This window comes from Shewanella sp. QJM3NY_23 (genome assembly GCF_056173105.1).
In genome coordinates this window covers 1,114,337-1,141,202 of the sequence record NZ_CM149657.1, presented here as the reverse complement: position 1 = coordinate 1,141,202, position 26,866 = coordinate 1,114,337, and the positions used below count along the sequence as shown (strand labels likewise).

General features: G+C 44.8%; 23 protein-coding genes and 1 other RNA gene. 6 read left to right on the top strand and 18 right to left on the bottom strand.

Annotation, left to right across the window (positions count from 1 at the left end; all coding sequences use genetic code 11):
• Positions 1-167: 167 nt before the first annotated feature.
• The 5 genes from aceA to smpB all read right to left on the bottom strand — a co-directional run bounded on the left by aceA (position 168) and on the right by smpB (position 7,248).
• On the bottom strand, positions 168-1,493 hold the full coding sequence (gene aceA / locus AC0VXX_RS05195) for an isocitrate lyase (RefSeq protein WP_475516213.1): 1,326 nt from the start codon (positions 1,491-1,493) through the stop codon (positions 168-170).
• A 135-nt stretch (positions 1,494-1,628) separates the two neighbouring features.
• The gene (gene aceB / locus AC0VXX_RS05190) at positions 1,629-3,257 is read right to left on the bottom strand and encodes a malate synthase A (RefSeq protein ID WP_475516212.1); all 1,629 of its coding nucleotides are present in this window, start codon (positions 3,255-3,257) and stop codon (positions 1,629-1,631) included.
• A 1,088-nt stretch (positions 3,258-4,345) separates the two neighbouring features.
• Positions 4,346-5,548 (bottom strand): IS256 family transposase, encoded by a 1,203-nt coding sequence (locus tag AC0VXX_RS05185; protein ID WP_475514612.1) that lies wholly within the window; start codon positions 5,546-5,548, stop codon positions 4,346-4,348.
• A 715-nt stretch (positions 5,549-6,263) separates the two neighbouring features.
• Positions 6,264-6,619: a transfer-messenger RNA gene (gene ssrA, locus AC0VXX_RS05180) on the bottom strand.
• 134 nt (positions 6,620-6,753) lie between these two features.
• Complete coding sequence (smpB, locus tag AC0VXX_RS05175) at positions 6,754-7,248, bottom strand: SsrA-binding protein SmpB (RefSeq protein WP_475516211.1); 495 nt, start codon at positions 7,246-7,248, stop codon at positions 6,754-6,756.
• A gap of 202 nt (positions 7,249-7,450) precedes the next feature.
• On the opposite strand from smpB, the gene AC0VXX_RS05170 reads away from it, so the two are divergent.
• A complete protein-coding gene (locus tag AC0VXX_RS05170) occupies positions 7,451-7,885 on the top strand; it encodes a type II toxin-antitoxin system RatA family toxin (RefSeq protein ID WP_475516210.1) in 435 nt (144 codons plus the stop codon).
• Positions 7,886-7,909: 24 nt separating this feature from the next.
• On the top strand, positions 7,910-8,242 hold the full coding sequence (locus AC0VXX_RS05165; protein WP_475516209.1) for an RnfH family protein: 333 nt from the start codon (positions 7,910-7,912) through the stop codon (positions 8,240-8,242).
• A 120-nt stretch (positions 8,243-8,362) separates the two neighbouring features.
• On the opposite strand, the gene AC0VXX_RS05160 is transcribed toward AC0VXX_RS05165, so the two are convergent.
• Positions 8,363-8,872, bottom strand: coding sequence for an outer membrane protein assembly factor BamE (locus AC0VXX_RS05160; RefSeq protein WP_475516208.1), 510 nt, complete (start codon positions 8,870-8,872; stop codon positions 8,363-8,365).
• Between the two features lie 653 nt (positions 8,873-9,525).
• Between AC0VXX_RS05160 and AC0VXX_RS05155 the strand changes: the two genes are divergently transcribed.
• Genes AC0VXX_RS05155 through AC0VXX_RS05145 form a run of 3 tightly spaced genes read left to right on the top strand, consistent with a single transcriptional unit; the run spans position 9,526 to position 12,361 of the window.
• Positions 9,526-10,317 carry an SAM-dependent methyltransferase gene (locus tag AC0VXX_RS05155; RefSeq protein ID WP_475516941.1) on the top strand — a complete coding sequence of 264 codons (792 nt, stop codon included), beginning with the start codon at positions 9,526-9,528 and terminating at the stop codon, positions 10,315-10,317.
• Between the two features lie 57 nt (positions 10,318-10,374).
• Positions 10,375-10,596: an RNA-binding protein gene (locus AC0VXX_RS05150; RefSeq protein WP_475516207.1), complete on the top strand. Its 222-nt coding sequence runs from the start codon at positions 10,375-10,377 to the stop codon at positions 10,594-10,596.
• Positions 10,597-10,633: 37 nt separating this feature from the next.
• Positions 10,634-12,361, top strand: a complete 1,728-nt coding sequence (locus tag AC0VXX_RS05145) for a diguanylate cyclase (RefSeq protein ID WP_475516206.1) — start codon at positions 10,634-10,636, stop codon at positions 12,359-12,361.
• Between the two features lie 92 nt (positions 12,362-12,453).
• Here the strand turns inward: AC0VXX_RS05145 and AC0VXX_RS05140 are convergent, their stop codons facing one another.
• From AC0VXX_RS05140 to AC0VXX_RS05115, 6 genes are all read right to left on the bottom strand, one after another.
• Positions 12,454-13,809, bottom strand: a complete 1,356-nt coding sequence (locus tag AC0VXX_RS05140) for a 4Fe-4S binding protein (protein ID WP_475516205.1) — start codon at positions 13,807-13,809, stop codon at positions 12,454-12,456.
• A 9-nt stretch (positions 13,810-13,818) separates the two neighbouring features.
• Positions 13,819-15,357 (bottom strand): TonB-dependent receptor domain-containing protein, encoded by a 1,539-nt coding sequence (locus AC0VXX_RS05135; RefSeq protein ID WP_475516204.1) that lies wholly within the window; start codon positions 15,355-15,357, stop codon positions 13,819-13,821.
• Positions 15,335-15,961 (bottom strand): TonB-dependent receptor plug domain-containing protein, encoded by a 627-nt coding sequence (locus AC0VXX_RS05130; protein WP_475516203.1) that lies wholly within the window; start codon positions 15,959-15,961, stop codon positions 15,335-15,337. The genes AC0VXX_RS05135 and AC0VXX_RS05130 overlap by 23 nt, the downstream gene beginning before the upstream one ends.
• Positions 15,962-16,428: 467 nt before the next feature.
• A complete protein-coding gene (locus tag AC0VXX_RS05125) occupies positions 16,429-16,836 on the bottom strand; it encodes a DoxX family protein (RefSeq protein WP_475516202.1) in 408 nt (135 codons plus the stop codon).
• A gap of 33 nt (positions 16,837-16,869) precedes the next feature.
• Positions 16,870-17,292: an organic hydroperoxide reductase Ohr gene (gene ohr / locus AC0VXX_RS05120; protein WP_475516201.1), complete on the bottom strand. Its 423-nt coding sequence runs from the start codon at positions 17,290-17,292 to the stop codon at positions 16,870-16,872.
• A 214-nt stretch (positions 17,293-17,506) separates the two neighbouring features.
• Positions 17,507-17,722: a TIGR02450 family Trp-rich protein gene (locus tag AC0VXX_RS05115; RefSeq protein WP_475516940.1), complete on the bottom strand. Its 216-nt coding sequence runs from the start codon at positions 17,720-17,722 to the stop codon at positions 17,507-17,509.
• Positions 17,723-18,062: 340 nt separating this feature from the next.
• Here AC0VXX_RS05115 and AC0VXX_RS05110 point away from each other — a divergent pair, with 340 nt between their 5' ends.
• Entirely contained in the window at positions 18,063-18,851 is a 789-nt protein-coding gene (locus tag AC0VXX_RS05110; protein WP_475516200.1) for an alpha/beta fold hydrolase, read from the top strand.
• Positions 18,852-19,381: 530 nt separating this feature from the next.
• Here AC0VXX_RS05110 and hpf read toward each other — a convergent pair.
• The 6 genes from hpf to AC0VXX_RS05080 form a co-directional block, all read right to left on the bottom strand.
• Positions 19,382-19,738 (bottom strand): ribosome hibernation-promoting factor, HPF/YfiA family, encoded by a 357-nt coding sequence (gene hpf / locus AC0VXX_RS05105; protein WP_475516199.1) that lies wholly within the window; start codon positions 19,736-19,738, stop codon positions 19,382-19,384.
• 476 nt (positions 19,739-20,214) lie between these two features.
• On the bottom strand, positions 20,215-23,511 hold the full coding sequence (locus AC0VXX_RS05100; protein ID WP_475516198.1) for a S41 family peptidase: 3,297 nt from the start codon (positions 23,509-23,511) through the stop codon (positions 20,215-20,217).
• A 177-nt stretch (positions 23,512-23,688) separates the two neighbouring features.
• A complete protein-coding gene (locus tag AC0VXX_RS05095; RefSeq protein WP_475516197.1) occupies positions 23,689-24,531 on the bottom strand; it encodes a hypothetical protein in 843 nt (280 codons plus the stop codon).
• The gene (locus AC0VXX_RS05090; RefSeq protein WP_475516939.1) at positions 24,518-25,078 is read right to left on the bottom strand and encodes a sigma-70 family RNA polymerase sigma factor; all 561 of its coding nucleotides are present in this window, start codon (positions 25,076-25,078) and stop codon (positions 24,518-24,520) included. Before AC0VXX_RS05090 ends, AC0VXX_RS05095 begins: the two co-directional genes overlap by 14 nt.
• Positions 25,079-25,455: 377 nt before the next feature.
• Positions 25,456-25,965 carry a 5-(carboxyamino)imidazole ribonucleotide mutase gene (gene purE / locus AC0VXX_RS05085; RefSeq protein ID WP_475516196.1) on the bottom strand — a complete coding sequence of 170 codons (510 nt, stop codon included), beginning with the start codon at positions 25,963-25,965 and terminating at the stop codon, positions 25,456-25,458.
• Positions 25,966-26,245: 280 nt separating this feature from the next.
• Positions 26,246-26,863 (bottom strand): transglycosylase SLT domain-containing protein, encoded by a 618-nt coding sequence (locus tag AC0VXX_RS05080; protein ID WP_475516938.1) that lies wholly within the window; start codon positions 26,861-26,863, stop codon positions 26,246-26,248.
• Between the last annotated feature and the right edge of the window lie 3 nt (positions 26,864-26,866).

Below are 26,866 nucleotides of genomic sequence, written 5' to 3'. Positions count from 1 at the left end.
GGATTTTAAGGAGAAATTGAGGCAATAAAAAAGGCGACTCAAGGTAGGCCGCCAAAACACGCTAAATTATCTATCCAAATTGTATGATAATAAAAACCTCGCACTGCACGTAGGACACAGTGCGAGGAACAACCGCTGTAAACTACAGCAAGTCGAAAAGGTAACCCTTAGAACTGATCTTCTTCGGTAGAGCCTGTCAGTGCAGTCACTGAAGATTGACCGCCTTGGATAACATTAGTCACTTTATCGAAATAACCAGTACCCACTTCTTGCTGATGCGCCACGAAGGTATAACCTTTCTTCGCCGCGGCAAATTCCACTTCTTGTACTTTTTCAACATAGTGCTTCATGCCTTCGCCACGAGCGTAGTCATATGCAAGATCGAACATGTTGTACCACATGTTATGAATACCGGCTAAGGTGATGAACTGGTACTTATAGCCCATATCTGACAACGCTTGCTGGAAGCGTGCGATAGTGGCGTCATCCAAGTTTTTCTTCCAGTTAAATGAAGGTGAGCAGTTATAAGCAAGCAACTGATCTGGGTATTGCGCATGGATTGCTTCAGCAAAACGACGTGCTTCTTCTAGATCGGGCTTAGCGGTTTCACACCAGATAAGATCGGCATAAGGTGCGTAAGCCAGACCACGTGAAATCGCTTGCTCGATACCTGCATTCACGCGGTAGAAGCCTTCAGATGTACGCTCACCGGTGACAAAATCAGCATCGTATGGGTCGCAATCAGAGGTCAGCAGATCAGCAGCATTAGCATCGGTACGTGCAATAACAAGCGTTTCAACGCCACTCACATCGGCCGCTAGACGTGCAGAAACCAGCTTCTGTACCGCTTCTTGAGTTGGAACTAATACTTTACCGCCCATGTGGCCGCATTTCTTTACTGACGCAAGCTGATCTTCAAAGTGAACGCCGGCCGCACCCGCGTCAATCATATTTTTCATCAGCTCGTAAGCATTCAAAACACCACCGAAACCGGCTTCAGCATCGGCAACAATCGGTAGGAAGTAATCGGTATAACCTTCATCTTCAGGGTTAACTTCGTTGCTCCACTGGATTTGGTCAGCACGACGGAACGAGTTATTGATACGTTGTACCACCGCTGGCACTGAGTTCGCTGGGTATAACGACTGATCTGGATACATGGTGCCCGCAAGGTTGGCATCGGCCGCGACCTGCCAACCTGAAAGGTAAATGGCTTCGATACCGGCTTTAGCTTGTTGCACAGCCTGACCGCCCGTTAAAGCGCCTAACGAGTTAACATAACCTTTTTTCGCGCCGCCGTTAACCAATTCCCATAGCTTGGCTGCACCACGAGTTGCAAGGGTATTTTCTGGCACAATCGATCCGCGTAAGGCGACTACTTCTTCCGCCGTGTAAGGACGACGAACGCCTTCCCAGCGAGGATTTTCAGCCCAGTCCTTTTTTATCGCATCAATCTGTTCTTGACGTGAAATCTGTGTAGTTGCCTTAGTCATAATCATCTCCATCTGTATGTTAGGATTCAGTGCCAATCAATACTGCTTAGTTATAAAGGCGCTAAATATTGCGATTTCGGGGTAACCCATTTACCCCATTTATTCAAATTAAATTAATAAGTTAGATCTGCAAAACTAGTCAGTCTGCGTTAAAATTTCATAACCTGGTAGTGTTAGGAAGTCGACCAGTTCATCAGAAGTGGTGATCTGCTCTAGCAGCACTGCCGCTTGGGTGTAACTACCTCGGGTAAACCTATCTGGCCCGACTTCAAGCTTGACGTTGGCTAGCTCCTCAACGAGCATCTCTTTAAATAAATCCTTAGTCACCAGCTTACCGTTTGACAATTTCTGCTTATGTTGGATCCACTGCCAAATAGAGGTTCGAGAGATCTCAGCGGTCGCCGCATCTTCCATCAAGCCGTAAATCGGCACACAACCGTTACCGTTGATCCAAGCTTCGATATATTGCAGGGCAATGCGGATATTGAGGCGCATACCGGCTTCGGTTCGCTCACCGTCACAGGGTAATAGCAGATCTCGGGCTAAAATCGGGGCATCCACATCGCGAGTGATATGCAATTGGTTGACATGATCTTCACCAATATATTCGTTAAAAATACTCATAGCCGTATCGGCAAGGCCAGGATGCGCTACCCAAGTACCGTCGTGACCGTTGCGCGCTTCAAGCTCTTTATCGCCACGAACTTTGGTCAATACCGCTTCATTTTGCGCTGGATCTTTAGCAGGAATAAATGCTGCCATTCCGCCCATGGCTAATGCACCACGCTTATGACATGTTTTAATCAAGAGTCGAGAATAAGCACTCAAAAATGGCTTATCCATGGTGACGGCTTGTCTGTCAGGTAATACACGATCAGGATAATTTTTAAGGGTTTTAATATAGCTAAAGATATAATCCCAACGACCACAGTTAAGCGCTACAATATTTGAGCGCAGCTCATAAAGGATCTCCTCCATTTCAAACACAGCAGGGAGAGTTTCAATCAAACAGGTACATTTGATGGTGCCCGGTGTTAAACAAAAACGCTCTTCAACAAAGGCAAATACCTTGGCCCACCAGCGCGCTTCAACATGGCTTTCAAGCTTAGGAATGTAAAAATAAGGGCCACTGCCTTTTGCCAATAGTTGATGGTAGTTATGGTAAAAATAGAGACAAAAATCGAATAGCGAACCAGGAATAGGCTTACCGTTAAACTCAACATGTTTTTCAATAAGGTGAAGACCACGTACCCGGCACACCAACACAGCAGGATCGTCTTTTAAGGCATAATGCTTACCCGTTTCCGGAGCGGTAAACTCAATCTCACCGCGCACCGCATCACGTAAATTAATTTGACCTTCAATCACCTTAGACCAACTGGGTGCCAGTGAATCCTCAAAATCGGCCATAAACACTTTAACGTTAGCATTCAGGGCATTGATAATCATTTTGCGATCAACCGGCCCAGTGATCTCAACCCGGCGGTCAGTTAAATCGTCTGGAATACCACGAATTTGCCAGTCACCATCTCTGATGGCGCGCGTTTCTGGTAAAAAGTCAGGCAAACTGCCACCATCGATCAGCGCTTGCTTAGCTTTGCGAGCAGCCAACAACGTAGGCACTTCATCGGCAAACTCATGACATAACACCTCGAGTAAACTTAGCGCACCTTCATTGAGTACAATCTCTTGTCCTTCAACACTTTCACCCGTAATGCGAATGGATGTGTCCGTGTGGTCTTTATTTAATACTGGTTCAGTCATCCTGATATCTCCCGAGTGCATAGCGTCTTAATGTATTTATATTTAGTAAGCTCTAGTTCATTTAGTTCTGCCTGCTGAGACTCGATATTGGCGGCAGTTTGTTTCGAAGGTACGGCGTAACACTATTAACAACTCATCAACTAAACCACAGCGACGCGACTAATAGTAATAGTGACGCGATAATCATTAGTGAAGAGGTTTCACATGTACCTTTTGAACAAAACCTACTAACAAAATGTTGTATTTGCAACAGTTAACTCAAACATAAAATTAACAACAAGAGCTGCTTTTACCACCTTAAAATTGGTATTACCAAACAAACAGAACAATATAAACAACTGAAAAAATTGTATTTTTGACATAAAATATTAAATATCACTTAATGCTAACTTAAGTTGTCCGACAATTTGACCAACCAGCCATCAATGAAATTAATAACGTAATTAAATTACCCTCCGTAACAATAAAAATACACGGTAACAAACTTCAATCAAAGCTACAGACGATTAAGTATGTTTTGATTAACCTTATGGGTAATCCTTAAAAAGACTTTAAAATCAAACTTATAATAGAAAACACCTTCAACCCAAAATCAAACAACTGTTTCAAAATTACGTTTACGTAAAGGTAAAATACCGTTCAACGAGAGCTGCGCAACATAACGGCAACGTTTGTCGATCAACATCACAAAAAACATTGGTTAACCGGCAATTTTTTTATAAAAAAACGACTTTGATACATATTTTGTTAATGAGTAAGCCATTGTTAAATTAACCAGATACAAGCACCTCCAGATGATATGAGGAAAATACACATAGAGCAGACTCTGACTTTAAGCTGAGAGCCTCACAAGCAGAAAGAACATCAGCAAAGAGCAAACATCAAAGAGTGAATATAGAGGTAAATTAACTGCAGATTTAAAGTGGTTGTAAACCTTAACCATTAACAACTTAGCTTTTAAACAGAAAGTTAGTAAAAATCATTGAAAAAATTGCCAAACTCGACAAATAAATTAGCATGGTGATTTGTAGATAGAATCATAGTCACATGAAAAAGGAGGCCGTTCAAAATTCTGTGTCAGGCTAAGTTTAAATCTCTAGCACGCTGTCTAAACGTCCTTCAAAATAAATCGCTAATTGAGATAAACAAAGGCTCCAATTGTGAATGGGCATTGTCCATTTATTCGATGCGTTCAATATGCCAGTATAAAGTAGCTTCAACAAGCTATTTTCATTAGGAAAAGCGCCTTTAGTTTTGGTTAATTTCCTAAATTGACGATGAACTGCTTCCACCGCATTGGTGGTGTAAATCACTTTTCTGATGTGCTCTGGATACTTAAAGTAGTGCGATAAATTTTGCCACTTTCGGCGCCATGATTTGATAACTAATGGGTAAGCATCCCCCCATTTAACCTCCAGCTCATCTAACGCTAACTCCGCCGCTTCCTTGCTCACAGCGCGATAAACACACTTTAAATCGGCCATGAACGCTTTCTGATTTTTCGAGGCGACATACTTCATTGAGTTGCGTATTTGATGAATAACGCACAGCTGCGTCTCTGTGTTGGGGAAGATACTGGCGATGGCTTCAGGAAACCCTGTCAGACCATCAACACAGGCGATAAGGATATCTTTTACACCGCGATTATTAAGATCGGTCAGCACAGATAACCAGTAATTAGCCCCTTCATTTTCAGATAAATGCAGGCCGAGTATTTCTTTTTTACCTTGCATATTAAGGGCTAGTAGGGTGTACACCGCCTTGCTGATATAACGCCCGTCCTCTTTGACTTTGTAATGTATCGCATCGAGCCAGACAATCGGATAATGGCTGTCTAGTGGGCGCTGTTGCCAAGCCTTAAGTTCAGGAATGAGTTTGTCTGTGATAGCGTTAATGGTCGCGTTAGAGACATTAATGCCGTACATTTCTTCGACGTGCTGATTGATGTCACGGTAGCTCATCCCCATGCTGAACATCGACAGCACTTTGCGATCGATTTCATCGGTGAGCGTGGTTTGATTCTTTTTAATCAACTGAGGCTCAAAAGAGCCATTTCTATCGCGAGGTGTGTCTAACTCAAAGCTGCCAGAGGGATGCTTAATCGTTTTAGCCATCTTACCATTCTTGCGATTAGGCTGTTCATCCTGGGCCAAATGCTGCTCAAGTTCGGCTTGCAAGGCAGCTTCGGTAAGTTGTTTAATCAATGGGCCAAGAATACTGTCTTTGCCTGTGAGGCTTTTACCGGCTTGAAGATCTTTAAGGGCTTGTTCAAAGTTAAAAGGTTGAGTCATGTGTCATTCCTGTTTTTGTACAGTTTACTGAAATGACACAGAATTATGAACACTACCTGAAAAAGCTATATACAGTTCAATAGCCAAATCTAGTATTCAGTTTTTCTGTTCAAAGTGCCGAGTCCAGGCATAAAAAGCCGCTAAGCCGCTCTTCTCAGTGTTTAGCAACCTTTGAAGGTTATTGCTAACCTTGTATTTGTAATGATCTGGGGCTCGAACCTGCGCCACGAAATCCGCACTCTTCCTCACCCTCCTGCGGGCTTTATACCTTAATTTTTTTCAGTTTTAGATTATTGCAGTTCATAGGCGTAGCCAGCGCCACACCTAGGGCTTTTATGCGATCGAAGATCTGAAAATTTTTCAGTGTTTTACAGTTCCATACAGGCGCTGTGAAAGCGTGCGAAATCATCAAAGCCGCATAGTTGCTGGGTTTTGTCTCGTTTACGTGATGTTTTCATGCGCGACGTAGTAATTATGGGGAATGATCGAAATGATTTAAAACAGTTAGTTAGGCAGAAATAAAAATGAAATGAAAAATAGACGCTAAACCAGCTGTAAACGTGTCGCCACTTTTTCTCGCTGTCGCCACTTCAACTTAACAGGCTAAATTCATCATCAGAGAATAATCGGTTTTAACCAGATACAAAAAAGCCGCTAAACCCGTCTGGTAGGGGTTTAGCGGCCTTTTGAAGGTTATTGCTAACCTTGGTTTTGTTGGTGGAGGCGGCGGGGCTCGAACCCGCGTCCAAAAAGCCTACATCCTCGGCGCTACATGCTTAGTCTCTCTTTTGGTTAACCAAGTACACTCCGAAAGACAGGATTGCAATTGGCGAGTTCAGTACTGTTTCGCGGTTCACCCCTGAACGTGGTTCCCTCGCTATCAAATGTAAAGGTGACCATCTTATTACTCTGCCCATTTGAGAAACGTGAGCAAGATGGCTAGCTAGCCTAAGCTGCTAGAGCGTAGTTATCGTCGTTTGCAACTATAACTGTGCGGCTTTTTACGAGGCCAACCGCCCCTCGGCATGCTCCTAGGGTTTCGTGAATCTTGTCGAATCCAGAATCGCCCCCAGTACAATTTGATTGTAACCGTGAATGCCTCTATTACCAAGGATTAATCCAGCGCTTACAATCGATTGTTGTTTATCTGTACGTTTTACCTATTTAAACAGTAGATTATCTATTAAACAGTAGATTATCTAGGATTACTGTTGAACGGCTTTTTTCATCGTACGAGATTTTTCAATCTTCCACTCGCGCTCTTTAGTATCATCGCGCTTATCGTGTTCTTTCTTGCCTTTACCTAGGCCAATCTCAATTTTTACCCAGGCGCCTTTGCGCCAATACATAGAGATAGGCACAATGGAATAACCTTGACGGTCGACCAACCCCTGAAGTTTGTCCAGCTCTTTACGATTAAGCAACAGCTTTCTGTCGCGCATCGGATCGCATACGACATGGGTTGATGCTGTATTAAGTGGGGTAATGGTACAACCGAACAGATAAGCCTCACCATTACGCAAGAACACATAGCTCTCGGACAGGTTTACTTTACCGACTCGAATCGACTTTACTTCCCAGCCCATTAAGGACAAACCAGCTTCAAATTTTTCTTCAAATTTATAATCGAAAGTCGCGCGCTTATTGCGTGCAATCGTCGCTGATGGGTTTTTTGAGTTTTTTGCGTTTTTCTTAGCCATAGACCGCTATTATACGCGCGGCAATTTAATTTGGAATTGGCTGAACACATTATTTCTGTTTTTTGTTGGGTTTAGTGAATTTGGTGATGGATTTTTGTTCTCCTTTGGGCGGTGTAGCATAGGTGATCCTTAAGGCTGGTCGTGTTAAAATTGCGGTCAGATTTTTATTTGTCAGCCCGATGGTGTTAGGTAAAGCAAGCATATGGCCAAGATTTCCCGCAGTGTATTAGTGCGTTTTAGTGCGATGCAGATGTATGAGCTAGTAAATGATGTTGAGTCTTACAAAGAGTTTCTACCTGGCTGCGTTGGTGGCAAAGTCCTTGAATTTGACGGTCAGACCATGGTCGCCTCGGTCGATGTTTCCAAGGCGGGGATCAGTAAAACCTTTACCACTCGAAATCAGGTTATCCCCGGTGAGCGTATTGAATTAGCGTTAGAAAATGGTCCATTTAAACATTTAAACGGCTGCTGGGTATTTACGCCATTAACCGAAGATGCCTGTAAGGTCGATTTTGAGCTCAATTTTGAGTTTTCTAATCCCATGGTTGATATGGCATTTGGCAAGGTGTTTAAAGAGCTTATGTCATCTATGGTCACGGCTTTTACGAGCCGAGCCAAAGTCGTTTATCAATCTTAGTTTACTGAAGGGAGTTGAGTCGCGATGATAGAACAAGAGAATTTTGCGGTTGAAGTGATCTATGCACTGCCGACACAACAGAAGCGTATTACGGTAACGGTGGCGCCTGGCACTACCTGTATTGAAGCGGTTAAACAGAGTGATATATGCCGCTTTTTTCCTGAGATCGATCTTGAAAACATAAAGCTAGGTATTTTTAGCCGTGCGGTTAAGCATGATGAGGTACTAGAGCCTGGGCAGCGGGTAGAAATTTATCGTCCGTTAATTGCCGACCCTAAAGATGTGCGCCGTAAGCGCGCTGAGAAAGCCAAAGATGAGGGGCGCGCCAATAAAATTACTGGTGGTCGGGTAAGCTAGCCAAATTCGTTAAGTTGATGGCAATAAAAAAGGTTCTTATGCTTGTGCGTTAAGAACCTTTTATATTGAAGTAAGCGCCACTCATTGCTAAATGAACTTAGTTAAATGAGCTTAACTGCGCTATTCAAATTCTTGCTGTTTATTCAGCTCTTGTGTTTTTTTCTCTTCAACCAATGGCTTAGTGTCTGGACGTTGTTCCGGGTTTAGCGGTACCAAGTCACCTTGTTCACTGACCAAAGATTTTATTTCAGGTAAAGAACTTTGATCCAGTGGCGTAGCAAACTCCGGTGATAATTCATAATCACCAACCACTTGAGTCAGTTTATCTTGCTCAAAATGCAGCACTAACTCTTTGTGTATGATGCTGGCGTCACGACCACTTTTATAATGGTAAACATAGTACCAAGTATCGTCTGCGAAACTATCGCGCAGTACTGGACGTCCTAAAATGTACTCCACTTGTTCTTTGGTCATCTCGATACGGAGTTTTTCAACTTGCTGAGTTTCCATATAGTTGCCTTGAGGCACATCAGGTTTGTAAATCAGCCAGTCAAAAACACTGCATGCACTGAGTGAAAGTGATAATGCGGCAACGCCGAATAGAGTAATGCTGTGTTTTTTTATTGTCATTGAAATGCGCTACTTCCCTAAAAATCTGCTAGCCATAATACCCAAGCTATTACCATGCTGACAAGCGCTATCGTTATTTAATCAGATGAGACGCATGCAGTTAAAACAGGCTGTTGAGCTAAAATAGACTATCGTATATAGCTTGAGTCGAATGCTCAGTCTGACATGGATTAAACCAATAAGTTTCTTATCTCTGTTGAATAATCCACTTCAGCAACCTTAACTCGGGTTATAGAGATAGGTGATCCTAGAGCAATGAGCCATTACGTTATTATTTCATCTCAAACTTAGCATGGATGTGACTAACCAGAGGATTAACACCTTGATAGTCTAACTATTACAGATAACCGATAACCGATACCGGTGAATACAAACGGATTAGAGAAGCATAAAGTTTGTTGGTGATGGCGATGCCCTGAGTTTGGATAAAGCGGATTGTATGTTTACGCTTTTACTCAACTAGGTCATTAACAAGTATTTGCAATGTTAATAATTGTGGTAAGTTAAGTCGTAAATGTTGATCTGGTAATTTGTTAGCGTTAGTTAAGCCTTGGGCCAACGACAAAGAGACATATTCGGTATCGTCACTGAATCTGAAAGTAAGTGATTAGCGTCATAATGGGATTGATAGGGTAATGAAGTCTAATACAAGTGTGGGCAGTTTAGTGTGTGTTGGAACAGGGCTTAATCTAGCCGGACAGATTAGCGTGATGAGTCAAAGTCGTATTGAACAGGCAGATGTGGTGTTTTCGTTAGTGCCAGATCATTTTGCACAATCTTGGCTTGAGTCCCTTAATGATGATGTACGTTCGTTGCAACGTTTTTACGCCCAAGGCGATGAAGTCAAAAATCGTCGTGACAGTTATCAGCAAATGGTTAATGCAATTATTGATGAAGTGCGCGCCAATAAAAAGGTGGTGTGTGCGCTCTATGGCCACCCAGGAGTGTTTGCTTGCGTATCACATATGGCTATTGCCAGTGCGCGGCAACAAGGGTTTTATGCCAAGATGGAGCCGGGAATTTCGGCAGAGGCGTGTTTATGGGCTGATATGGGCATTGACCCAGGTGATTCAGGTCATCAGAGCTTTGAGGCGAGTCAATTTATGTTTTATTGCCATACTCCCGATCCAACGGCGTATCTGCTGCTTTGGCAAATAGGTATTGCTGGTGAACATACCATGACCCAATTTCATACCAGCGCCGATAGGCTACAAGTGTTGGTTGAGCAGTTGAGTCAGTGGTACCCACTTGAGCATGAAGTGGTGTTATACGAAGCCCCTAACTTACCCATACAAACAGCCCGTAAAGACTATTTGAGATTGCAAGACTTACCCAGTGCAGCATTAAGCCCTATAACGACCTTGTTGATCCCCCCCGCGAAAGCGTTAAGCGTGAATCATGCGGTATTGGCTAAATTGGGTATTACTGCCGCAGACTTAGGGTGATATGAAAAAACCTAACGGAATATGTTGAATTAAATAATAAAAATGGAGAGTAAATAGATGGCAAAAATCAATGAGTTTTTTGAAAAATTAGGATCTGACGCTGCGTTGCTAGAGGCTTATCAGCGCGACCCTGAAGGGGTGATGAAAGCCAATGGCTTAGATGATGAAGCGATAGAGGCCATTCTGTCTGGCGATAAAGCAAGAATTGACAAGCTGATTGGACCGAGTAAACAGAGCGTTGTATATCAAATAGTGTATGTACCTAAAGATAAAAAATAAATTGAAATGCCATAGTGTATTTCTTGTTGTGCTAACCATGGTCTTATCACAGGCCGTGGTCGCCAACGATATACAAAATATTGATACCTCACTTGATGCACTTGAAACTGCCGTTGCGTCAAGGCCCGCCGATTTTGAAAAAATACAGCTGCAGATTGAGCCCCAATTAACTGAGCTTTCACCGCAGCAACAAGCCCGTTTCTGGGTATTGAATAGTGTATACCATATTTATCAATCCGATTATCACCGCGCGCTGTCGATGCTAAATCAAGCGGAGGCGTTATTTCCCTCCGACACTATGCTGACGTCGATTTATCTGTACAAGGCGACCGCATTTATTGGTTTAAACGCTTTTTCACAAGCCCTTGAAGTTATGGAGACCAACCTTAGCCGTATTGAGTCATTAAATGATGTACAGTTAAAAGTCAGTTCTTATTTACGGCTTGCAGCATTGTTCCTTGAAATGGAGGCGTGGGAAGAGATAGAAACCTATGCGAATCAGGCGTTACGTCTTAATAACCGTCAAGATCCCAAAAACCACTGTTACGGCTTGTTATATATAGCGGTGGCTAAGTTGAAAAAAGATCAGCTTGATAGTGCTTATGTGCAGTTCAATGACAGCATGAATTACTGTCGTGATAATAACTTTATTATGATTGAAGCTATGTCAATCAAGGGCTTAGGTGATGTAGAGCTTAAGCGGGGTAATATTGAGCCAAGTATTCGCTTTTTAGAGCAGGCACTGCAAGCTTATAAACCTTTTCAATATCAGGTAGAAATTAATCACATTCATTCATTGCTGGCCGTCGCCCATCACCATTTAGGCCAATCACAGCAGGCTCAATATTATGCTGATCTTGTGATTGCAACGCCTAACAATGGCATAAATCTGCAATATCAAAAAGATGCTTACAAAGTGTTGGCTGCATTATCGCAACAAAGTGGTGAGTTTGAGTTAGCGTATGATTATTTGAATCGCTACCAAGAGATCAGTGAAAATTTACATAATGAAACCAAAGCTAAGGCTTACGCCTATCAATTAGCCAAATTTGATAATGTAGAAAAAACACGTGAAATCAAAATGCTAAATCAAGATAGAGCCTTGTACACAGCACAGCAAAAAGTGATCGAACTACAACGCTATAAAGAAAGCATGGCACTCTTAGTTGCACTGGGGTGTTCGGTGTTTTTTATTATTTTCGGCGCTACCATGTTTTTACAAAAACGAAAATACAAACGTGTCTCAGAACTCGACCAGCTAACCGGTATATTTAATCGAGGAACTGGACAAGATCTCGCTGAAAACTTATTTATCGATGTGGTAGCCCGTCAGGGAAAGTTTAGCGTGGTGATGTTTGATCTCGATAACTTTAAAGCCATCAATGACACTCTTGGTCATGGAACCGGAGACTGGGCCTTAAAGCATGTGGCCCAAGTTGTCCGCCCATTGCTGAAGAGCCGCGATCTGTTTGTGCGTATGGGTGGAGAAGAGTTTGCGCTATTTCTTCCTGATGATGATGCTGATGTTGCGTTAAATATGGCAGAGCAATGCCGTGCAGCGATAGAAGCCATTAATACTAAACCTCATTATAGTGATTTAGTGATAACCGCCAGCTTTGGTGTGACAACGAATATCGACACTGATTTAAGTCTTGACCCCATGATGAAACGAGCTGATATCGCCATGTATCAAGCTAAGCTGCAGGGTCGTAATTGTGTGGTCGAATACCAAGAAACTATGTCTATGATCGCAGCGATAGCTTAGATGCTTAACTAGCCCTTCCCTAACCTTTTGCACCTTAATATTAATCGTCATCTAGCACTCCCCATATTCGTTATTTTTTAATTGCACTCCCATCAGTGGCAACTCTCAGCTTGAACCGCCACTAGCATGCCACCTAGTCGCAACCCCAGAAACAACCAGACTAAGCCATTAGCACAAAGAAACAGCACTGTGCGTTGCCAAAAAGGCAGTGACCATTGCCGTGCCCAGCGCCAAGCCAATAGGCTTGTCCAAGCGATGCCTGCCCACAAAATGAGCCCAAGCAAACTTAATGCTGGTGCACCTCGAGCAATATTCCAACTCCACTCGGGTAACATCAAGCCCGTCAACTGACCAAAACCACGCCATAATTGCGGCGCTCCACGCACCATAAATGACAGCAATCCATGGGAAAGCAGTAAACATAAAATCATCGGGGTATTCACCGCCACCATAGCCGGCATAAATTGAATCGGAGCCTGACGATTAACCCTACTGGCAAAGGCGGCCATTGCCGCCATCCAGCACAGGGTGAGCGCGATAGCGAACAACATAATGACTAAAGAGGCGCTTTGAAACCAAGCGGGTAACGTCAATAACTGGTTAAGCCACTCAGCAAAGCGATTCCAGGGCAAATCAGCATGCAAGACACTGTTATCCCAGCGATGTTTCAGCTGACTTTGCACCACAACTAACGCCGCTAATATGAGGTAAGCCAGCACATAAAATCCCCCTCTGCTGCTCTTATTCTGTGGTTGTAAACTCGGTTGTGGCTTTGCTTTGTGCCTAGGTAACCATGCCAATGTGAGCTGCTGGCACTGACTATAACACTGCAAACATAGGTGGCAGTCGCTAATGGGCTCAATATAGGCCTTATGCACCGTTAACTGTTTAGGGCATACTCGGCTACATTGCGCCGTACTACATCCTTGGCATGCCTGTGCATTCGCCGTTAAGCCTAAGCGACTTAAATGGCTAAAACACTGATTTATTATGGTAAAAGGGCAGATGCTGCGGCAAAAGGGCGCATGACGATAATAGAGAGACTGACCAATACACATAAGGAGCAGGCTACTAAACGCGAGTAAGGTGGCGATAAGCGGCAAGCGAGTAAACCCCACAGTTGCCGCATCCACCAGCCAGTAACCACCGACCAACACGGTTAAGCTAATGGCACCATGTTGCAACCAACGCGGTAGTCGCCGCTGGCCATAGCGCTTACTCAGAGTGCGCCCGAGCGTACCTAGCGGACAAATACTGCAAAACATTGAGCCGAACAACAGCAGGCTCGACACCGTAAGGAGTGGCCAGAAAAATCCCCAAAATAGACTCTTAATCCACAGTTCACTGCGTTCGGGCAGCAACCAACCCGACATTAACGTGACTAAAAACAACACCACAACCAACCACTGCACTAGGGTTAAGCCGAAACGGTTTGCACATCTTTTCATCTTAACGCCTTAAAAACGATAGTTAACGGTGGCGTTAATGTGGCGACCCGGTTGGCTGTAACGATCAATATTGAGTTGCGCATCGGCTTTAAGCCCTGCAACGTTTCCAAATAACCAATATTGTTCATCCGTCAGATTATTGAGCCCCAACTGCAGCCGACATTGTGTTGAGACTTGCCAATATCCCTGTAAATCGAGGGTCAAATACGCTGGTGCTGTTAAATTGTCTGGCAAACTCCAATCGTCAGCAGCTTTATGGTCGGCATATTTAGCAAAGAGCAATGCGCCCCACTCGCTCGAATCACTGTCGAACCCTAAGGTCATGCTGGCATTAAAGGGAGCCACACTGTCGAGCGGCCGTTGGGTACTGAGGTTTTCGCCATCGGCCCAGGCCAGCCCCATACTCAGATAGCTGCCCGGTAAAAGTGGCTCTAAGGCTAACTCGGCTTTCAGTTCAATGCCTTGTATTTTAGCGCGGCCAACATTTTGATATTGCTGATGGGAAGGGTACGCACTGTCATCGACAACTGTATCGATAAAGTCACGAAAATCATTGTTAAATAAGGCTAACTCGGCACTGAGCCTTGACGAGAAGTAACGCAATCCGAGTTCATAATTCACACTGTATTCCGCATCTAAATTGGGATTGGCGTCTAAAATAACGTGAGGAAGTTCGAGCTGATAATAGAGATCGTATAAAGATGGGGCTCGATAACCACTATTTACTGTGGCATAGGTCGACAAAGCATAATTAACCCGATATACCACACCAGTATTGAAGGTCACGGCATTACTATGATGGGACGCTAAATCGCCATCGGGCTCAGCTTGGTGATCATCAAACCGTACGCCGAAATCCCAGTGCAAAGGCAGGCTGTCGATATTCAGGCGCTGTTTAAAAAAGAGGCCTGTACGTAAAGATGTCGCATTGGGCATTAGCGTGGTGCTGTCACTGTGTAACCCACTTTGCAGCTCAATATCTTCATAGAAGGTATTAAACTCACTGCGCACAACCGATAATCCATAGCTCAATTGCTGAGTCATTGTCGAATAGCTCAAGAACTTATCAAACTGACTGTGCAATTGCAGATTATTGTCTTTTCGGTTACGCACCAGTACGCACCCTTGCAAGCAATCGGTATTTTTAGTGCGGTAGTTATCGTTATCCGTGTGCGCTTGCTGCCAGCTAAGCTGCAACTGACTGCTATCAAACCAAGCCATATCGGCTTGCCACTCATGACTGGCGGTTAACCGTAATCGTTGTTGCTGGCTGTCTAGGCTATTTTGACTGTATACGGTATCTGGCGCACCGCGGCGACCTTCGACTCGATAACCTTCCATCGACAGTAGTTCGCTCTCGCCATCAAGCTTGAACATTTCAACGGTTAAACTTAGTTGCTGCTCATCTAGCTGTGCAATGCCTTTTAACAATAGATTGTGGCTTAAGTAATCGGCAGGATCGGCCCGCCCTCTTGTTACACCCACGACATCGATCCCATCCTTATGGGTGAGGGTTTCTTGGCTATCACGTAGCGTATAAATTGCCATCCCTTGCCAGCCGCTTGCATCGTAAGCAGACTCCCATGTGGTTTTTATGCCGTGGTTTTCGCCACTGTATCCGCCACTGTATCCGCCGCTCATTTCCCTGTAGCAGATCATCAGGGTTTTTAGTGCGTAGCATCACCGCCCCACCAATAGCGTCACTGCCGTATAAACTGGATGCGGCATTTTTATTGATCTCGATGGCAGTTAAGGTATCGAGTTCAATATTATTGGCATACTGATTAATCACACTGGTGTGCGGCGAACCACTACCCGCTTTAAAAAAAAGCGGCTGCTCGACTCCGTCTATCATGATTTTAACGCGATCATCTTGCATGCCTCGGATATTAAAGCTACCCAGGCCAAATTTACCTATCCCAGCCATATAAACGCCGGGTTCGGCCTGTATCGCATCTTGTAGATTGTTCGCCATATGCTTTTTCATCGTCTGTTCATCGATACGTGTCACGCTACCACCTATCTCTGAAATCGCCGCAGCGCTACGACTGCCTACAATGACAATAGTTTCATCGACGTTAGCCGCCATGACAACAGAAGTAGAACAAAGGAAAAGAGCGAATGGCGCCCCAAATAAAGCCGAATTCGTCACGTTGATATCTCAGTAGGTTATCGATGACGTTAGTGTAAACAGCAACTTTTCGCCAGATAATGCGACACATTGCCGCAGTATGACTAACCTTTTGTTTTAAAAGTATTTATTGATAAAAAGGAAATCTACAAATGAGAGGTGACACACAAAACAATCAATAGAAAAGTAAATAAATCTTTGAATATTAATAAAAACTACTTCACTTTAAGCTAAATACAATCTAGGTTTTACATTCACTAATGCTGTGCAGATGATGAAAGGGCGATGAGATAAAAAGTGACCGATAATGGCAGCTTAGCCAATAAGCCTAATTAAGGTGTTACTTTTACAATAAAGCCAACAAAATAAGCAATATATAAAACAAGGGGCGACACGATTAACCTTATTCAGGCTTCATCATGTCAACCCAAACGCAATGGCTGATACGCTACGCTTTGGCGATATTATCGCGCACCATATTCGCAAGCTTAAGCGTTTACTCTTTGTGAGTCGGCAGTTTGATTTGAACCCCCTGCTAACACCAACAAGCCAGCCAAGATCCCAAGGTTTTTAACGAAGTTTTGCATCTCGTGCGCACCTTCTACCCCGCTGAAATTCCAAAAGTCATGCAAACTAAAGTTAATCACGATAACCAAACCAGCCAATAACAGTGAAACCAATCCGGTGTAACGATTTAAGATTAACGCTAATGCCGCAGTAATTTGGAACACCCCCGCCGCGGCTAATAACACAGGTATCATCACCATATTGTGCTTTTGCATCAGCGCTACATGCATATCCCAGCTGATGAATTTCATCACCCCAGGTAACAAGAAATAGAGTGCAAGTAGTACCCTGCCGATGGTGACAAATATAGGGGCCATATTATTCAACATGATTCTCCATCAATAATAGAAATAGCCAAGGCATTACAACTGCTGACCATTAACTTGCAAACTCACATCGATATTGTTACGTATCGCATTCGAGTATGGGCAAACCTGATGAGCCGTGGCGACTAATTTAACCGCTTGTTCTTGTGGTAAATCTAGCATTACGCTCAACGCTACGCTTAAGGCAAATCCGCCCTCTGCACGCGCACCAATCCCAACATTAGCCGTCACCGGCGCTTGCGTTAAATCGATTTTAGCTTCGCGGGCAACGTGTAATATGGCATTTGAGAAACAGGCACTATAACCTGCGGCAAACAGTTGCTCTGGGTTTGTGGCTTCGCCACTGCCGCCCATCTCTTTTGGATAGCTAAGCATGAGTGCTAGTTTTCCATCATCGGTGGCGACATGGCCATTTCGTCCTGCACTCGCTGTGGCACTGGTTTGATATAAGGTTTTCATCGTGTTCTCCTTGAATAAAATTATTATCAATGCACAACCCATTGGCTTACGGCCAAATAACTGCCGCTTCAACATCTACGACAACTAAGTTGTGCGCAATTGATTAAGCTATTTATAACAGCAAAATAAAAAGCACACAAATTAATTGCGCACAATTCTTGTGCCAAAATAGAGATTATCCTTATCGAAAAAAGCGGTTAACTGGCACGCCTAGTCAACACCAACCGAGTCGCCACACCGCTTTGTCTTTTAATTCACGCCAATTTATGGGGTATTGCTTATGACTTATCACCGCCTCGATAATGCACAGGGTGATATTGCGCTGTTCATCAAACTCGACTTCCGCAATGGTAAAGTGCTTTTCACGGTTAATGGGGGCCACTTTAGTCCATTTACTATGCAGTAATTTTTTTGGATTAACTTTATTCATGGTGAGAATACGCATAGGTGCGACATTTAGTTCAGTAGGTATGCTAATCACTAGGATCTTTTGCTGTTTAATGGTTACAGCAAAGAGTTTAGGGCTGACAATACTGCCTATCACCGCTATGGTCGTTTACCGCTAATCTAGACGTTATCAAGCGTTTTAGCTGCACTTTTATACCACTACATATCCAACTGCTTACCAATACGCTCCCTTACGATTGAACAACAAAAAATCAAAAACTTTGATCTCACGCATTAACATTTGCTAGACAGTTTATTGAATAGGTCTTATTGTAAAAATAGAGTATATACTCTAATCATTTCACGATATACCTGGAGTCGCAATGGTTGAAATAATTGATGTAAACGGGACCCAAGTTCATGTACAAGGCCAAGGAGAACAGACCATCGTCATGCTTCACGGTTGGCCTGACACCTATCGGCTCTGGGATCCCCAAGTAGAAGTGCTGCAATCGAACTATCGCTGTGTTAGATTCAGTCTACCTGGCTATGAAAACAGCCAATCACGCACCTTATATACTTTAGAGCAGATTGTTGACCTTATTGATGCGGTTATCACAGCCGTCAGTCCCAATCAAAAAGTGGTGCTCATGCTCCATGATTGGGGATGCTTTTTTGGCTACCAGTTTTATATGCGCCATCAAGAAAAAGTAGAAAAGATCATTGGCGTAGACATTGGCGATGCAGGTTCTGCAGATCACCAACTGAGCGCTAAGGTGAAAGCCTTTATGTTTGCTTACCAGATGTGGTTAGCGACCGCTTGGAAAATCGGTGGCGGCTTGGGTGATTCCATGACGCGTAAAATGGCCACATGGCTCCATGCACCGGGCGATCAACAACTGATCAGCGCTTCGATGACCTACTCATATTACTGGAAGTGGAGCCGCACCTTAACGGGTAAACCTTTAGGCCATTTACCCTTAGAGATTAAATGCCCGCTGCTGTTTTTATACGGTAAAAACAAACCAGGTATGTTCCACTCTGAACCTTGGGCGAAAAAAATGGCTGCCACTGAAGGTAACGAAGTTATCGCCTTCGATACGCGCCATTGGATCATGACTGAAGCCCCAGAAAAGTTTAACCAAGCCATTACTGAGTGGCTAGCCAAATAACACTCACGTGCTCAGTGTAAGCCCCAGCACTGAGCACACCCACCTCCATTTATTAATCATTTAGCTCATCTCGTTGCTACAATTTGATATACCCACTCTCTAGTGCTTTGAAAGACGTTTTAACCCCGTTGTATTAGCTAAGAACCCACTTTATTCAGTCTCTCCAACATACGCTTTTGACCCTATTTCAATTTAAAATAAAAGTGCTTCACGCGAGAGGGTACTTACTCAACGATGTCATTAAGTCTGAGAATATTTTATTAGCTAAGCATCTCTGCCTAAGCCATTACCAAACTTGTGCAATAGAGTTTGCCGTGAACCACTAAAATAGGCCACTATCTTAGCGCGTTGACGATATCATAGATAAGTTATGACGTGCTCGGAGTCCATACTATGCAGAAAAGCATAGTGGTTTCACTTTGCTTTCGAGCATGGAAAATCTAATCGGTTAATGAATGTAACTGGGGATATTTAGTGTGGGCTAGCAACAAAAAACCACCCGTTAAGGTGGTTTTCGTTATCAATAAAGCTTATACCAGTTTCATCTCTTGGATGATTTCATGGGCGATTTCTGGCGTGGTGCTGACTGGTTTTTCATGCAGATCGGCCTTGAGTAGCCCTTTTCTATGCTTGAGCGCTGCATCAAGTTTCTTGGCCGCAGTCGCTATAGCCGGATACATCACTTCACCACTACCTGAAGCTGAGATTCGGCTACCTTCGTAATTTGTTCTAAGTTCGGCTTGATACTCGCCATGTTCTTTGGAAATAATGACATCGAGTGAAATTAGCGTCGGAAAATGTGTCGCGATTTTGGAAAACTTTTGATTCACATGTTCTTTGATCGAATCGGTAATATCAACGTGGTGACCTGAAAGATTTATTTTCATAGGTTTTCCTTTTAAAAATGACTTCAATAATGAACTTGGGGCAGCTAGCTGAAAAACAAGTCGCTGATGCGTTTTTTTTCAATTTGACCTCAATTAATCATGGGTCAAAAACCAGTAGATATCCATTCATTGCCCTACTTCATATGTAACGCCGTTACCATTTAAAAGCAAGCCTGTTTGTTTAGATATTGATGATAAAGCAGCTATATCACTCATAAACGGATAAAACTAAACAAAAATTAATCTAACCCTTTATGCTCAACCATATTCACGTTGCAAATATCAGGTTCCAAACCTAGTGGCCATAAATAAATCTTTAGCCTGTTAGGTTAAAGTCTCAGCACTGAGCTATCACTATAGCTACATTTATCAAGGCCATAAAAACGGGGGCAATCCACCTGGGAACAACTTGGCGAATCCCCCCCTAAAATATCATCACACTGATGTGATTTATCAACGCGCTAACGCGAGCTCATCTATTGCAGCAAACTCACATCATCAGCAAAACCGCTAGCCGGCATAGGTTGTGCTTTTAAAGGAGAAACGGCTTGATCCACTAATTGCGCCTTTAAATAGCTAATGGCTTTTTCAAGCTGGGCATCATGGCCATTAAATGTCGCAAGCGGTAAGTTATCGACCTCTATATCTGGACTAATACCCCGGCCTTCCACAATCCAGCGACCATCCATGGCATATTGCGGATACTCAGCAACACGTGCCATGCCCTTATCGGTCAACGAATTACGCCCCGATAACCACACCCCAGCACCAGCAGTTTGCTTGCCGATCAATGGCGCAATGCCCAACGCCTTGATACCCGCAGAGAAGGTTTCACCGTCTGAATAGGTCAGTTGATCAGTCAATACCACAATGTGACCTCGGAAGGCTTGTTGCATATTGCTATTGGGAGTGCCTTGGGTAGGCTGCCAGAACATCCAAGCGCGGCGCAGCAGTTTTTCGATGATCCAGCTGTCAATGTTACCGCCACGATTACGACGCACATCGATAATTAATCCCTGTTTGTCGATGTTGGCATAAAATTCGCGTGCAAAACTGGCGATATCTCCAGAGCCCATGGCATAAAGGTGCAGGTAGCCGATATCACCTTGGCTGTTATCTTTCACCTTCTGGCTATTATGATTCACCCAATCTAAATAGCGTAATTTGGCATTAGTACGATTATCAATGGGCTCAACCACGGTTTTAATGCTGTTTTTATTACGCTTTAGCGTGAGTAAAACCTGCTTATTGACTTGATTGCGTAAAGCCTTGGCGACATCGGCCACCGTGTTGACGGGTCTACCATTAATGGCGCTGATGATATCACCAACTGCGGCGTCAACCTCTATACGGCCTAAAGGCGAAGCATGGCTAGGTAACTCGGCATCATTTTGATAAATATGACTAATACGAACTCCATGCTCAGTTTGCTCCAAACGTGCCCCCAAATTGGCCGCCTTGGGCTGCTTAGCGTCAACGGGCAGATCGCCACCATAAACTTGCGAATGTAACGAGTCTAGTTCGCCCATCATCTGCTTAAAGAGATCGTTAAGTTCATGGCGGTCGGTGAGTCTTGACAACAATGGTTGATATTTGGTTTTCGTTGCTTGCCAATCGAGACCGCGCATGTTTTTGTCAAAAAAGGAATCGCGGTGCATTAACCATGCATCTTCAAACATCTGCTGCCATTCTTGCGGCGGTGAAATCGCCAGTTGCCACTGATCGGTACGTACTTTAGCGCGGCTAATATCTGTTGGTAGCTTCTCGGCGGTATCGAGGATCAGCATCTCTTGCCCAGCGTTACTGTGCCGACGGATAAACAGCTTACTGTCATCGGCTGATAAGCTATAGCTGGCGACATCATCGTCAAAGGTGTCGATTTTAGGCTTAATGGGGTCAAATTTAATCCACTTAAGCGAAGGGGCTGAGTCGGGTATCGCCGAGTGAGACAGCACATATAAGCCCTTTTCAGTGACCTGCAACTGACTGTAGTTGCCAGATTCAACCGGGACTTGCCATAAACGTTGCGCCAATCCCTGCCAGTCGACACGCGTTTTTATGTCATCGTCTTGTTCGTCATCAGGCTGAGATGTTAGCTCTGTGGGTTTACTAAAGGGGAACTGTGCATCTTCGCTTAACGCCACGGCAAACAACTGGCTGCGGTTATCGAACATAGGGCCCATGTTACGATCGCCCCACGGCGAGGTAGGAGTCGCTTTAAATGCACGATTAGAGATGAAATATAACCACTGTCCGTCGTCACTAAAGGCTGGGGAGAAGGATTCATATTTATCGCTAGTCAGAGCCTGTGCTTTCTTTTTTTTCAATGAATACAGCACGATTTGCGGTCGTAATTGACCTTGTTCCTCTTTGGTGATGGCCATAAAGCGACTGTCATTTGACCACACAACATCACGATATGGCCCCAATCCCTGGCCTTGAGTAATGATCTTATTGTTGCTGCCCGTTTCTATGTCGAGCAGCCACAGATTGCCATCGTAGTCGTCATGGGCGATATAGCGCCCATCGGGTGATAAATGCAACCCCATGCGTAAAGTATGGCCGTTGGTAGTCAATTGCTTCGCTTGACGACTGCCATCGGCGGCAAAGCGCCAAATTTCCTGCTCTCCAGAGGCATCGCTAATACCGTACACCCATTGGCCATCAGGGCTCATGATCCCGTGACGCACGCGATGATCACCCGGTAACGCCAACTCGACTAAGCGCGAACCATCCGTGCCAGCTATTGCCACATGGCTTCGCGCAGTGACCACCACTTTGTCGCCTGCAGGCGATAACTGGGTATCGGTGGCAAACTTCATCGGCTGCGTAACCCAATGTTCACGTCGCTGTGGAAAATCAGATGTCAGCCGTATATCGAGGGATTGCACCTGGTTAGCGGCAATATCATACAACTGAATGTCCGCCCCTTGTTGGAACACAATACGGCCATTATCCATACGGGCACCGCGCACTTGCCAGTCACTAAACTGTGTGTGCTGACGTTCGTCATTGCCGTTTAGGGCCATCGACCAGATATTATCGTTACCACTGGCATCACTGACAAAATACAGCCGCTCTTGCCACAACATAGGTTGACGCACCGAGCCTTTATGAGTCCCTGTTAGCTTGACTGCTTCATCTTGACTGCCTAAGGTATAGCGCCACAGCTCACCTTTGGCGCCGCCACGATACACCTTGGCATTATCGCCTGTAGTTTGCAGACCAAAACGGGTGAAATACAAGGTCGTTCCCGCATCATCGATAACCCCTTCAATCGCATCGGCTAACGGCAGATCTTTAGTGGTTAAGCTGACAGGATCGACACTTTTAAGGACCCAGTAATTAGCCGGACCAAACGCATTGTCGGTGGCGTAAAGCACCTGGCCATCGGCGGTCCAGCCTTGCACTCGCACTCGGCTATTCTCAAAACTGACCCGCTTGGCTACACCGCCCTGAATAGGAATAATGTACACCTCACTGGCACCATCATAATTGGCAACATAAGCAACCCATTGACCATCTTTAGAGATAGCGGCGCCCAGTTCTTCTGCTGGCAAGCTGGTGAGACGGCGAGCTTGAGGATCGTTTAAGTGCTGAGTCCACAAATCGCCTTCGGCGGTAAATACCAAGGTATTATCTTTTAAGGCTGGGGCGCGATAGTAGCCCTGATTAACCAAGTTCGAGGCTGCATCGGAGGCAGCGATAAGCGGGGTCGTGTGTAAGGTGCCTAATGCAAGCACGCAAGAGGCAAAGAGATGACTCAATTTCATATTCGGCTCATTTATTTGTTTTATCTCGTTTTTATGAGGCTAACAAGGTAACAAACTTTATCGATCCAGGCAGTAATTTATCATCAAAGAATTATTAGCAAATGTGTCCAATGGAGTTAACTACAGCCCCTGCGGACTGTGAGCATTATTCCTGCCGATAACCCACCAGCATTCAGCCTAAGGTTGGCTATGAGTATCGATCTGTTGGGTTAAGTCACGCCACCTTTGATGTAACGGGTGCGTCTTATCGGCTAATTGTGGGCGTTGCTGGTTAATGCGCTGCAACAAGATCACCGCTTCAGACCATTGCTCAGTACTCACAAGCTGTTGTAAGTGATTAAGCGCTTGTTTATCGGATATCACGGCTTTGGCTTGCCCCTTTAATGTGACAGGCGGTTGTGCCTCGAGGGTCTCCGCAGCACTGGCTGCTACAGCGCTAGGCTCGCTATCCTTTACGTTGCTAGCGTCAGCCTTGCTATCGAGACTCGCAGGGGAAGAAGCAACACTCTTGCCTTGCAATATCGGTGTACTTTCAATGCTCACCTCGGCTTTATGGGGTCGGGCGGGCGTTTCGCTTGAGTCATTCACAGTAGAAGCTGGCTTCACGCTAGCGTCGCTAACTGTAGACTCGCCAACATTTGAATCACCAGCAGTAGGATCTGCAATATCAGGCTCACCATTTTCAGGGGCAGCCATTGGCGCGTTCATCATCCGAGGTGCGTGCACTGCTTGGCTGTCTAGCGCTTGTGGCGCAATAGTAAATGGCTCCATTATCAATGGATCTTGGCTGGTCGGATTGAGCAGCAATATACTCGCGACTAATAACACAGACGCCGCCGAGGAGAGGGACCAGCGATATTGGCGCCAGAAACTCACCTGCTTAGGCGCATGGATTTGGGATGCTTGCGCCATGGCTAAAATGTGGCTGTCTAACGCCTCGCTAGGTTGCTCGGTTGCCTGTGAGCGATACAGCTGTTGCAATGCCTGATCGACGCTGTCATCTTGGCTATTTTGTGTCATGGTGTTGTTCCTGCCATTTACCTTCGACGCACTGTTTTAACGACTGAGTCGCATAGCGCAGCCGGCTTTTTATCGCCTCTAGCCCTGCGCCCGCAACCTCGGCAATCACAGCGGCGGTGAACCCCATCTCCATACTGAGCAAAAACGCCTCTTTTTGAACGTGAGGCAGCAATGCAATACACTCTTTTAAGATAGTGGCTTTTTGCCCCTGCACCGTCAGTTGCTCGGGAGCGTACTGCATACAAGGCAGCGCATCGTCTATCGGTTCCCCCTCAACAGCCGCATCACTAAAAAGCTCAACTGGTTTAAGCGCCCGCACATGATCAATTAACAAATTATGGGCAATACGGTACAGCCAAGTGGTAAATTTGGCGCGGAGCTCATAACCCGCAGCGGCTTTAATCACCCGCGCCCATGTTTCTTGATACAGATCTTCAGCCAGCTGCTTGTCACCAATTTGTCTTATAAAATAGCGATATAACCCGCCTTTATATTTTTGATAGAGGAGTTCAAATGCGCGCGGATCCCCATTAGCAAACTCTTGCATTAATCTGTGATCCGTTTCAGCGGCCTTGGCAGCTTCAGACACCTTGTCCAATATCTGCTCCCTAATCGTTTATCTGGCTAAATATTGTTTTAAAGTCTGCACTGAGTGCACCTTTTTGTCTAGATTAAGAGACTCAGATTACAAGCGCCTATTGATATTCACGTAGCCGGACACCAAAAGGGTTAGTGAGTCATAAAAGCTTTGCAATAAATCATCTATAACTAATGTAAAAAGCAGTGTAAAAACTCATTGTAAAAAAACAGTATAAAAAATGCCGCCAAGGTTAACCTTGGCGGCATTAATTAATCGATAAGTTAGTCACTCTTATTCGCCATCAAGGTAATAGGTAAACGGCACCTTGATAGCGACAAGCGTAATTATAGATTCGCCAATTTTTCCTGTAGTTTGGCGTCTTTAGCTTGCACAGCTTCTGCCGACTTAGCACGTTCTTGTTTTACCGCCAACGCCAATTCGTCATCACCCACTGCCAACATTTGCGCCGCTAAATAACCGGCGTTTTTCGCGCCTGCGCTGCCAATCGCGACAGTTGCAACAGGCACGCCGCCTGGCATCATCACGGTTGATAATAGGGCGTCATGGCCTTGAAGCGGGCCACAGTCAACGGGTACGCCAATCACTGGGCGAGTGGTGATTCCAGCCACTGCGCCGGCAAGATGGGCAGCAAGGCCTGCGGCGCAGATAAAGACTTTACAACCACGGGCTTCGGCGTCGGTCACATAGGCGTGAGTCGCTGCTGGCGTGCGATGCGCAGAGGTTACTTTAGCTTCAAAGCGAATACCGAAAGTCTTGAGGACATCCAAGGTGGCTTGCATGGTGGGCAAATCTGAATCAGACCCCATTAATACAGCAACAAATGGCTTAGTCATGTTTTATCCTTTTTGTAGGGTAGAGCTATTATTTTGGGCGCATTATAGTCATTTTTACCCTCTGATAACAGGGGCTGCATAACGATAAGTTAGCCAAATATTGTTTAACTAGATGCAAGGTTAACAAAGGGATTAATTGCACCATCTTCAACATGACTTTGATTGCAAGCCAATGATAAGCGGCTTCTATATTGAAACATCGCCGCTGTACTCGCTTTTTGATAGATAAGAAAAAGCCCCGATATTCTCGAGGCTGGTAGCGGATTTAACTGTATCAAGGCTAACCAAAGAACAGGCGCCACAGCCAAGAGGAGTCAAGATCTTCTTGGCAACTACGGTATTGGGCTGCATAACGTTTAGCCCTGGCATCAACCTTATCGGCCACCTTGACTAACCAAGCTTTATGCCGATAGGTTTTACGTTTATAACCGCCCCACCCCTCATGGTAATTGAGGTATTGATTACGCGCATCCCATTTAGACACGCCATTAATTTTATGGGTTTTGTAGATAAACCACCCCATAAAATCCATCGCATCATCAAAATCACTACGACTAGACCAACTATTGCCTGTTTCTCTGACATAGTCGTCCCAAGTCATGGTTTTAGCTTGTGCATAACCGTAAGCATCACTGGCTCGGCCGATAGGAATAAAGCCTAAAAAGTACTCCATTGGCGGCGCGGCATTGTGTCTAAACGAACTCTCTTGGTACATCATTGCCAGCGGCACATGCACGGGGACGCCCCACTTTTCACGGGTGTTAACTGCCGCTTTATACCAATCTCGATGCTCTTGATAAATCGCACACAAATTTTCGGGATCTCTTGGCGGAGAGGTCGCACATCCACTGAGCAATAATACCAGTAGGCCGCTGAGTACAGGGGCAAGAAACTTCATCAT

Bases quoted from the DNA above. Each gene is read 5' to 3' on its own strand.
- aceA (WP_475516213.1), bottom strand. From the start codon at position 1,493: ATGACTAAGGCAACTACACAGATTTCACGTCAAGAACAGATTGATGCG.
- aceB (WP_475516212.1), bottom strand. From the start codon at position 3,257: ATGACTGAACCAGTATTAAATAAAGACCACACGGACACATCCATTCGC.
- AC0VXX_RS05185 (WP_475514612.1), bottom strand. From the start codon at position 5,548: ATGACTCAACCTTTTAACTTTGAACAAGCCCTTAAAGATCTTCAAGCC.
- smpB (WP_475516211.1), bottom strand. From the start codon at position 7,248: ATGGCTAAGAAAAACGCAAAAAACTCAAAAAACCCATCAGCGACGATT.
- AC0VXX_RS05170 (WP_475516210.1), top strand. From the start codon at position 7,451: ATGGCCAAGATTTCCCGCAGTGTATTAGTGCGTTTTAGTGCGATGCAG.
- AC0VXX_RS05165 (WP_475516209.1), top strand. From the start codon at position 7,910: ATGATAGAACAAGAGAATTTTGCGGTTGAAGTGATCTATGCACTGCCG.
- AC0VXX_RS05160 (WP_475516208.1), bottom strand. From the start codon at position 8,872: ATGACAATAAAAAAACACAGCATTACTCTATTCGGCGTTGCCGCATTA.
- AC0VXX_RS05150 (WP_475516207.1), top strand. From the start codon at position 10,375: ATGGCAAAAATCAATGAGTTTTTTGAAAAATTAGGATCTGACGCTGCG.
- AC0VXX_RS05145 (WP_475516206.1), top strand. From the start codon at position 10,634: ATGGTCTTATCACAGGCCGTGGTCGCCAACGATATACAAAATATTGAT.
- AC0VXX_RS05140 (WP_475516205.1), bottom strand. From the start codon at position 13,809: ATGAAAAGATGTGCAAACCGTTTCGGCTTAACCCTAGTGCAGTGGTTG.
- AC0VXX_RS05135 (WP_475516204.1), bottom strand. From the start codon at position 15,357: ATGGCAATTTATACGCTACGTGATAGCCAAGAAACCCTCACCCATAAG.
- AC0VXX_RS05125 (WP_475516202.1), bottom strand. From the start codon at position 16,836: ATGTTGAATAATATGGCCCCTATATTTGTCACCATCGGCAGGGTACTA.
- ohr (WP_475516201.1), bottom strand. From the start codon at position 17,292: ATGAAAACCTTATATCAAACCAGTGCCACAGCGAGTGCAGGACGAAAT.
- AC0VXX_RS05115 (WP_475516940.1), bottom strand. From the start codon at position 17,722: ATGAATAAAGTTAATCCAAAAAAATTACTGCATAGTAAATGGACTAAA.
- AC0VXX_RS05110 (WP_475516200.1), top strand. From the start codon at position 18,063: ATGGTTGAAATAATTGATGTAAACGGGACCCAAGTTCATGTACAAGGC.
- hpf (WP_475516199.1), bottom strand. From the start codon at position 19,738: ATGAAAATAAATCTTTCAGGTCACCACGTTGATATTACCGATTCGATC.
- AC0VXX_RS05100 (WP_475516198.1), bottom strand. From the start codon at position 23,511: ATGAAATTGAGTCATCTCTTTGCCTCTTGCGTGCTTGCATTAGGCACC.
- AC0VXX_RS05095 (WP_475516197.1), bottom strand. From the start codon at position 24,531: ATGACACAAAATAGCCAAGATGACAGCGTCGATCAGGCATTGCAACAG.
- AC0VXX_RS05090 (WP_475516939.1), bottom strand. From the start codon at position 25,078: ATGCAAGAGTTTGCTAATGGGGATCCGCGCGCATTTGAACTCCTCTAT.
- purE (WP_475516196.1), bottom strand. From the start codon at position 25,965: ATGACTAAGCCATTTGTTGCTGTATTAATGGGGTCTGATTCAGATTTG.
- AC0VXX_RS05080 (WP_475516938.1), bottom strand. From the start codon at position 26,863: ATGAAGTTTCTTGCCCCTGTACTCAGCGGCCTACTGGTATTATTGCTC.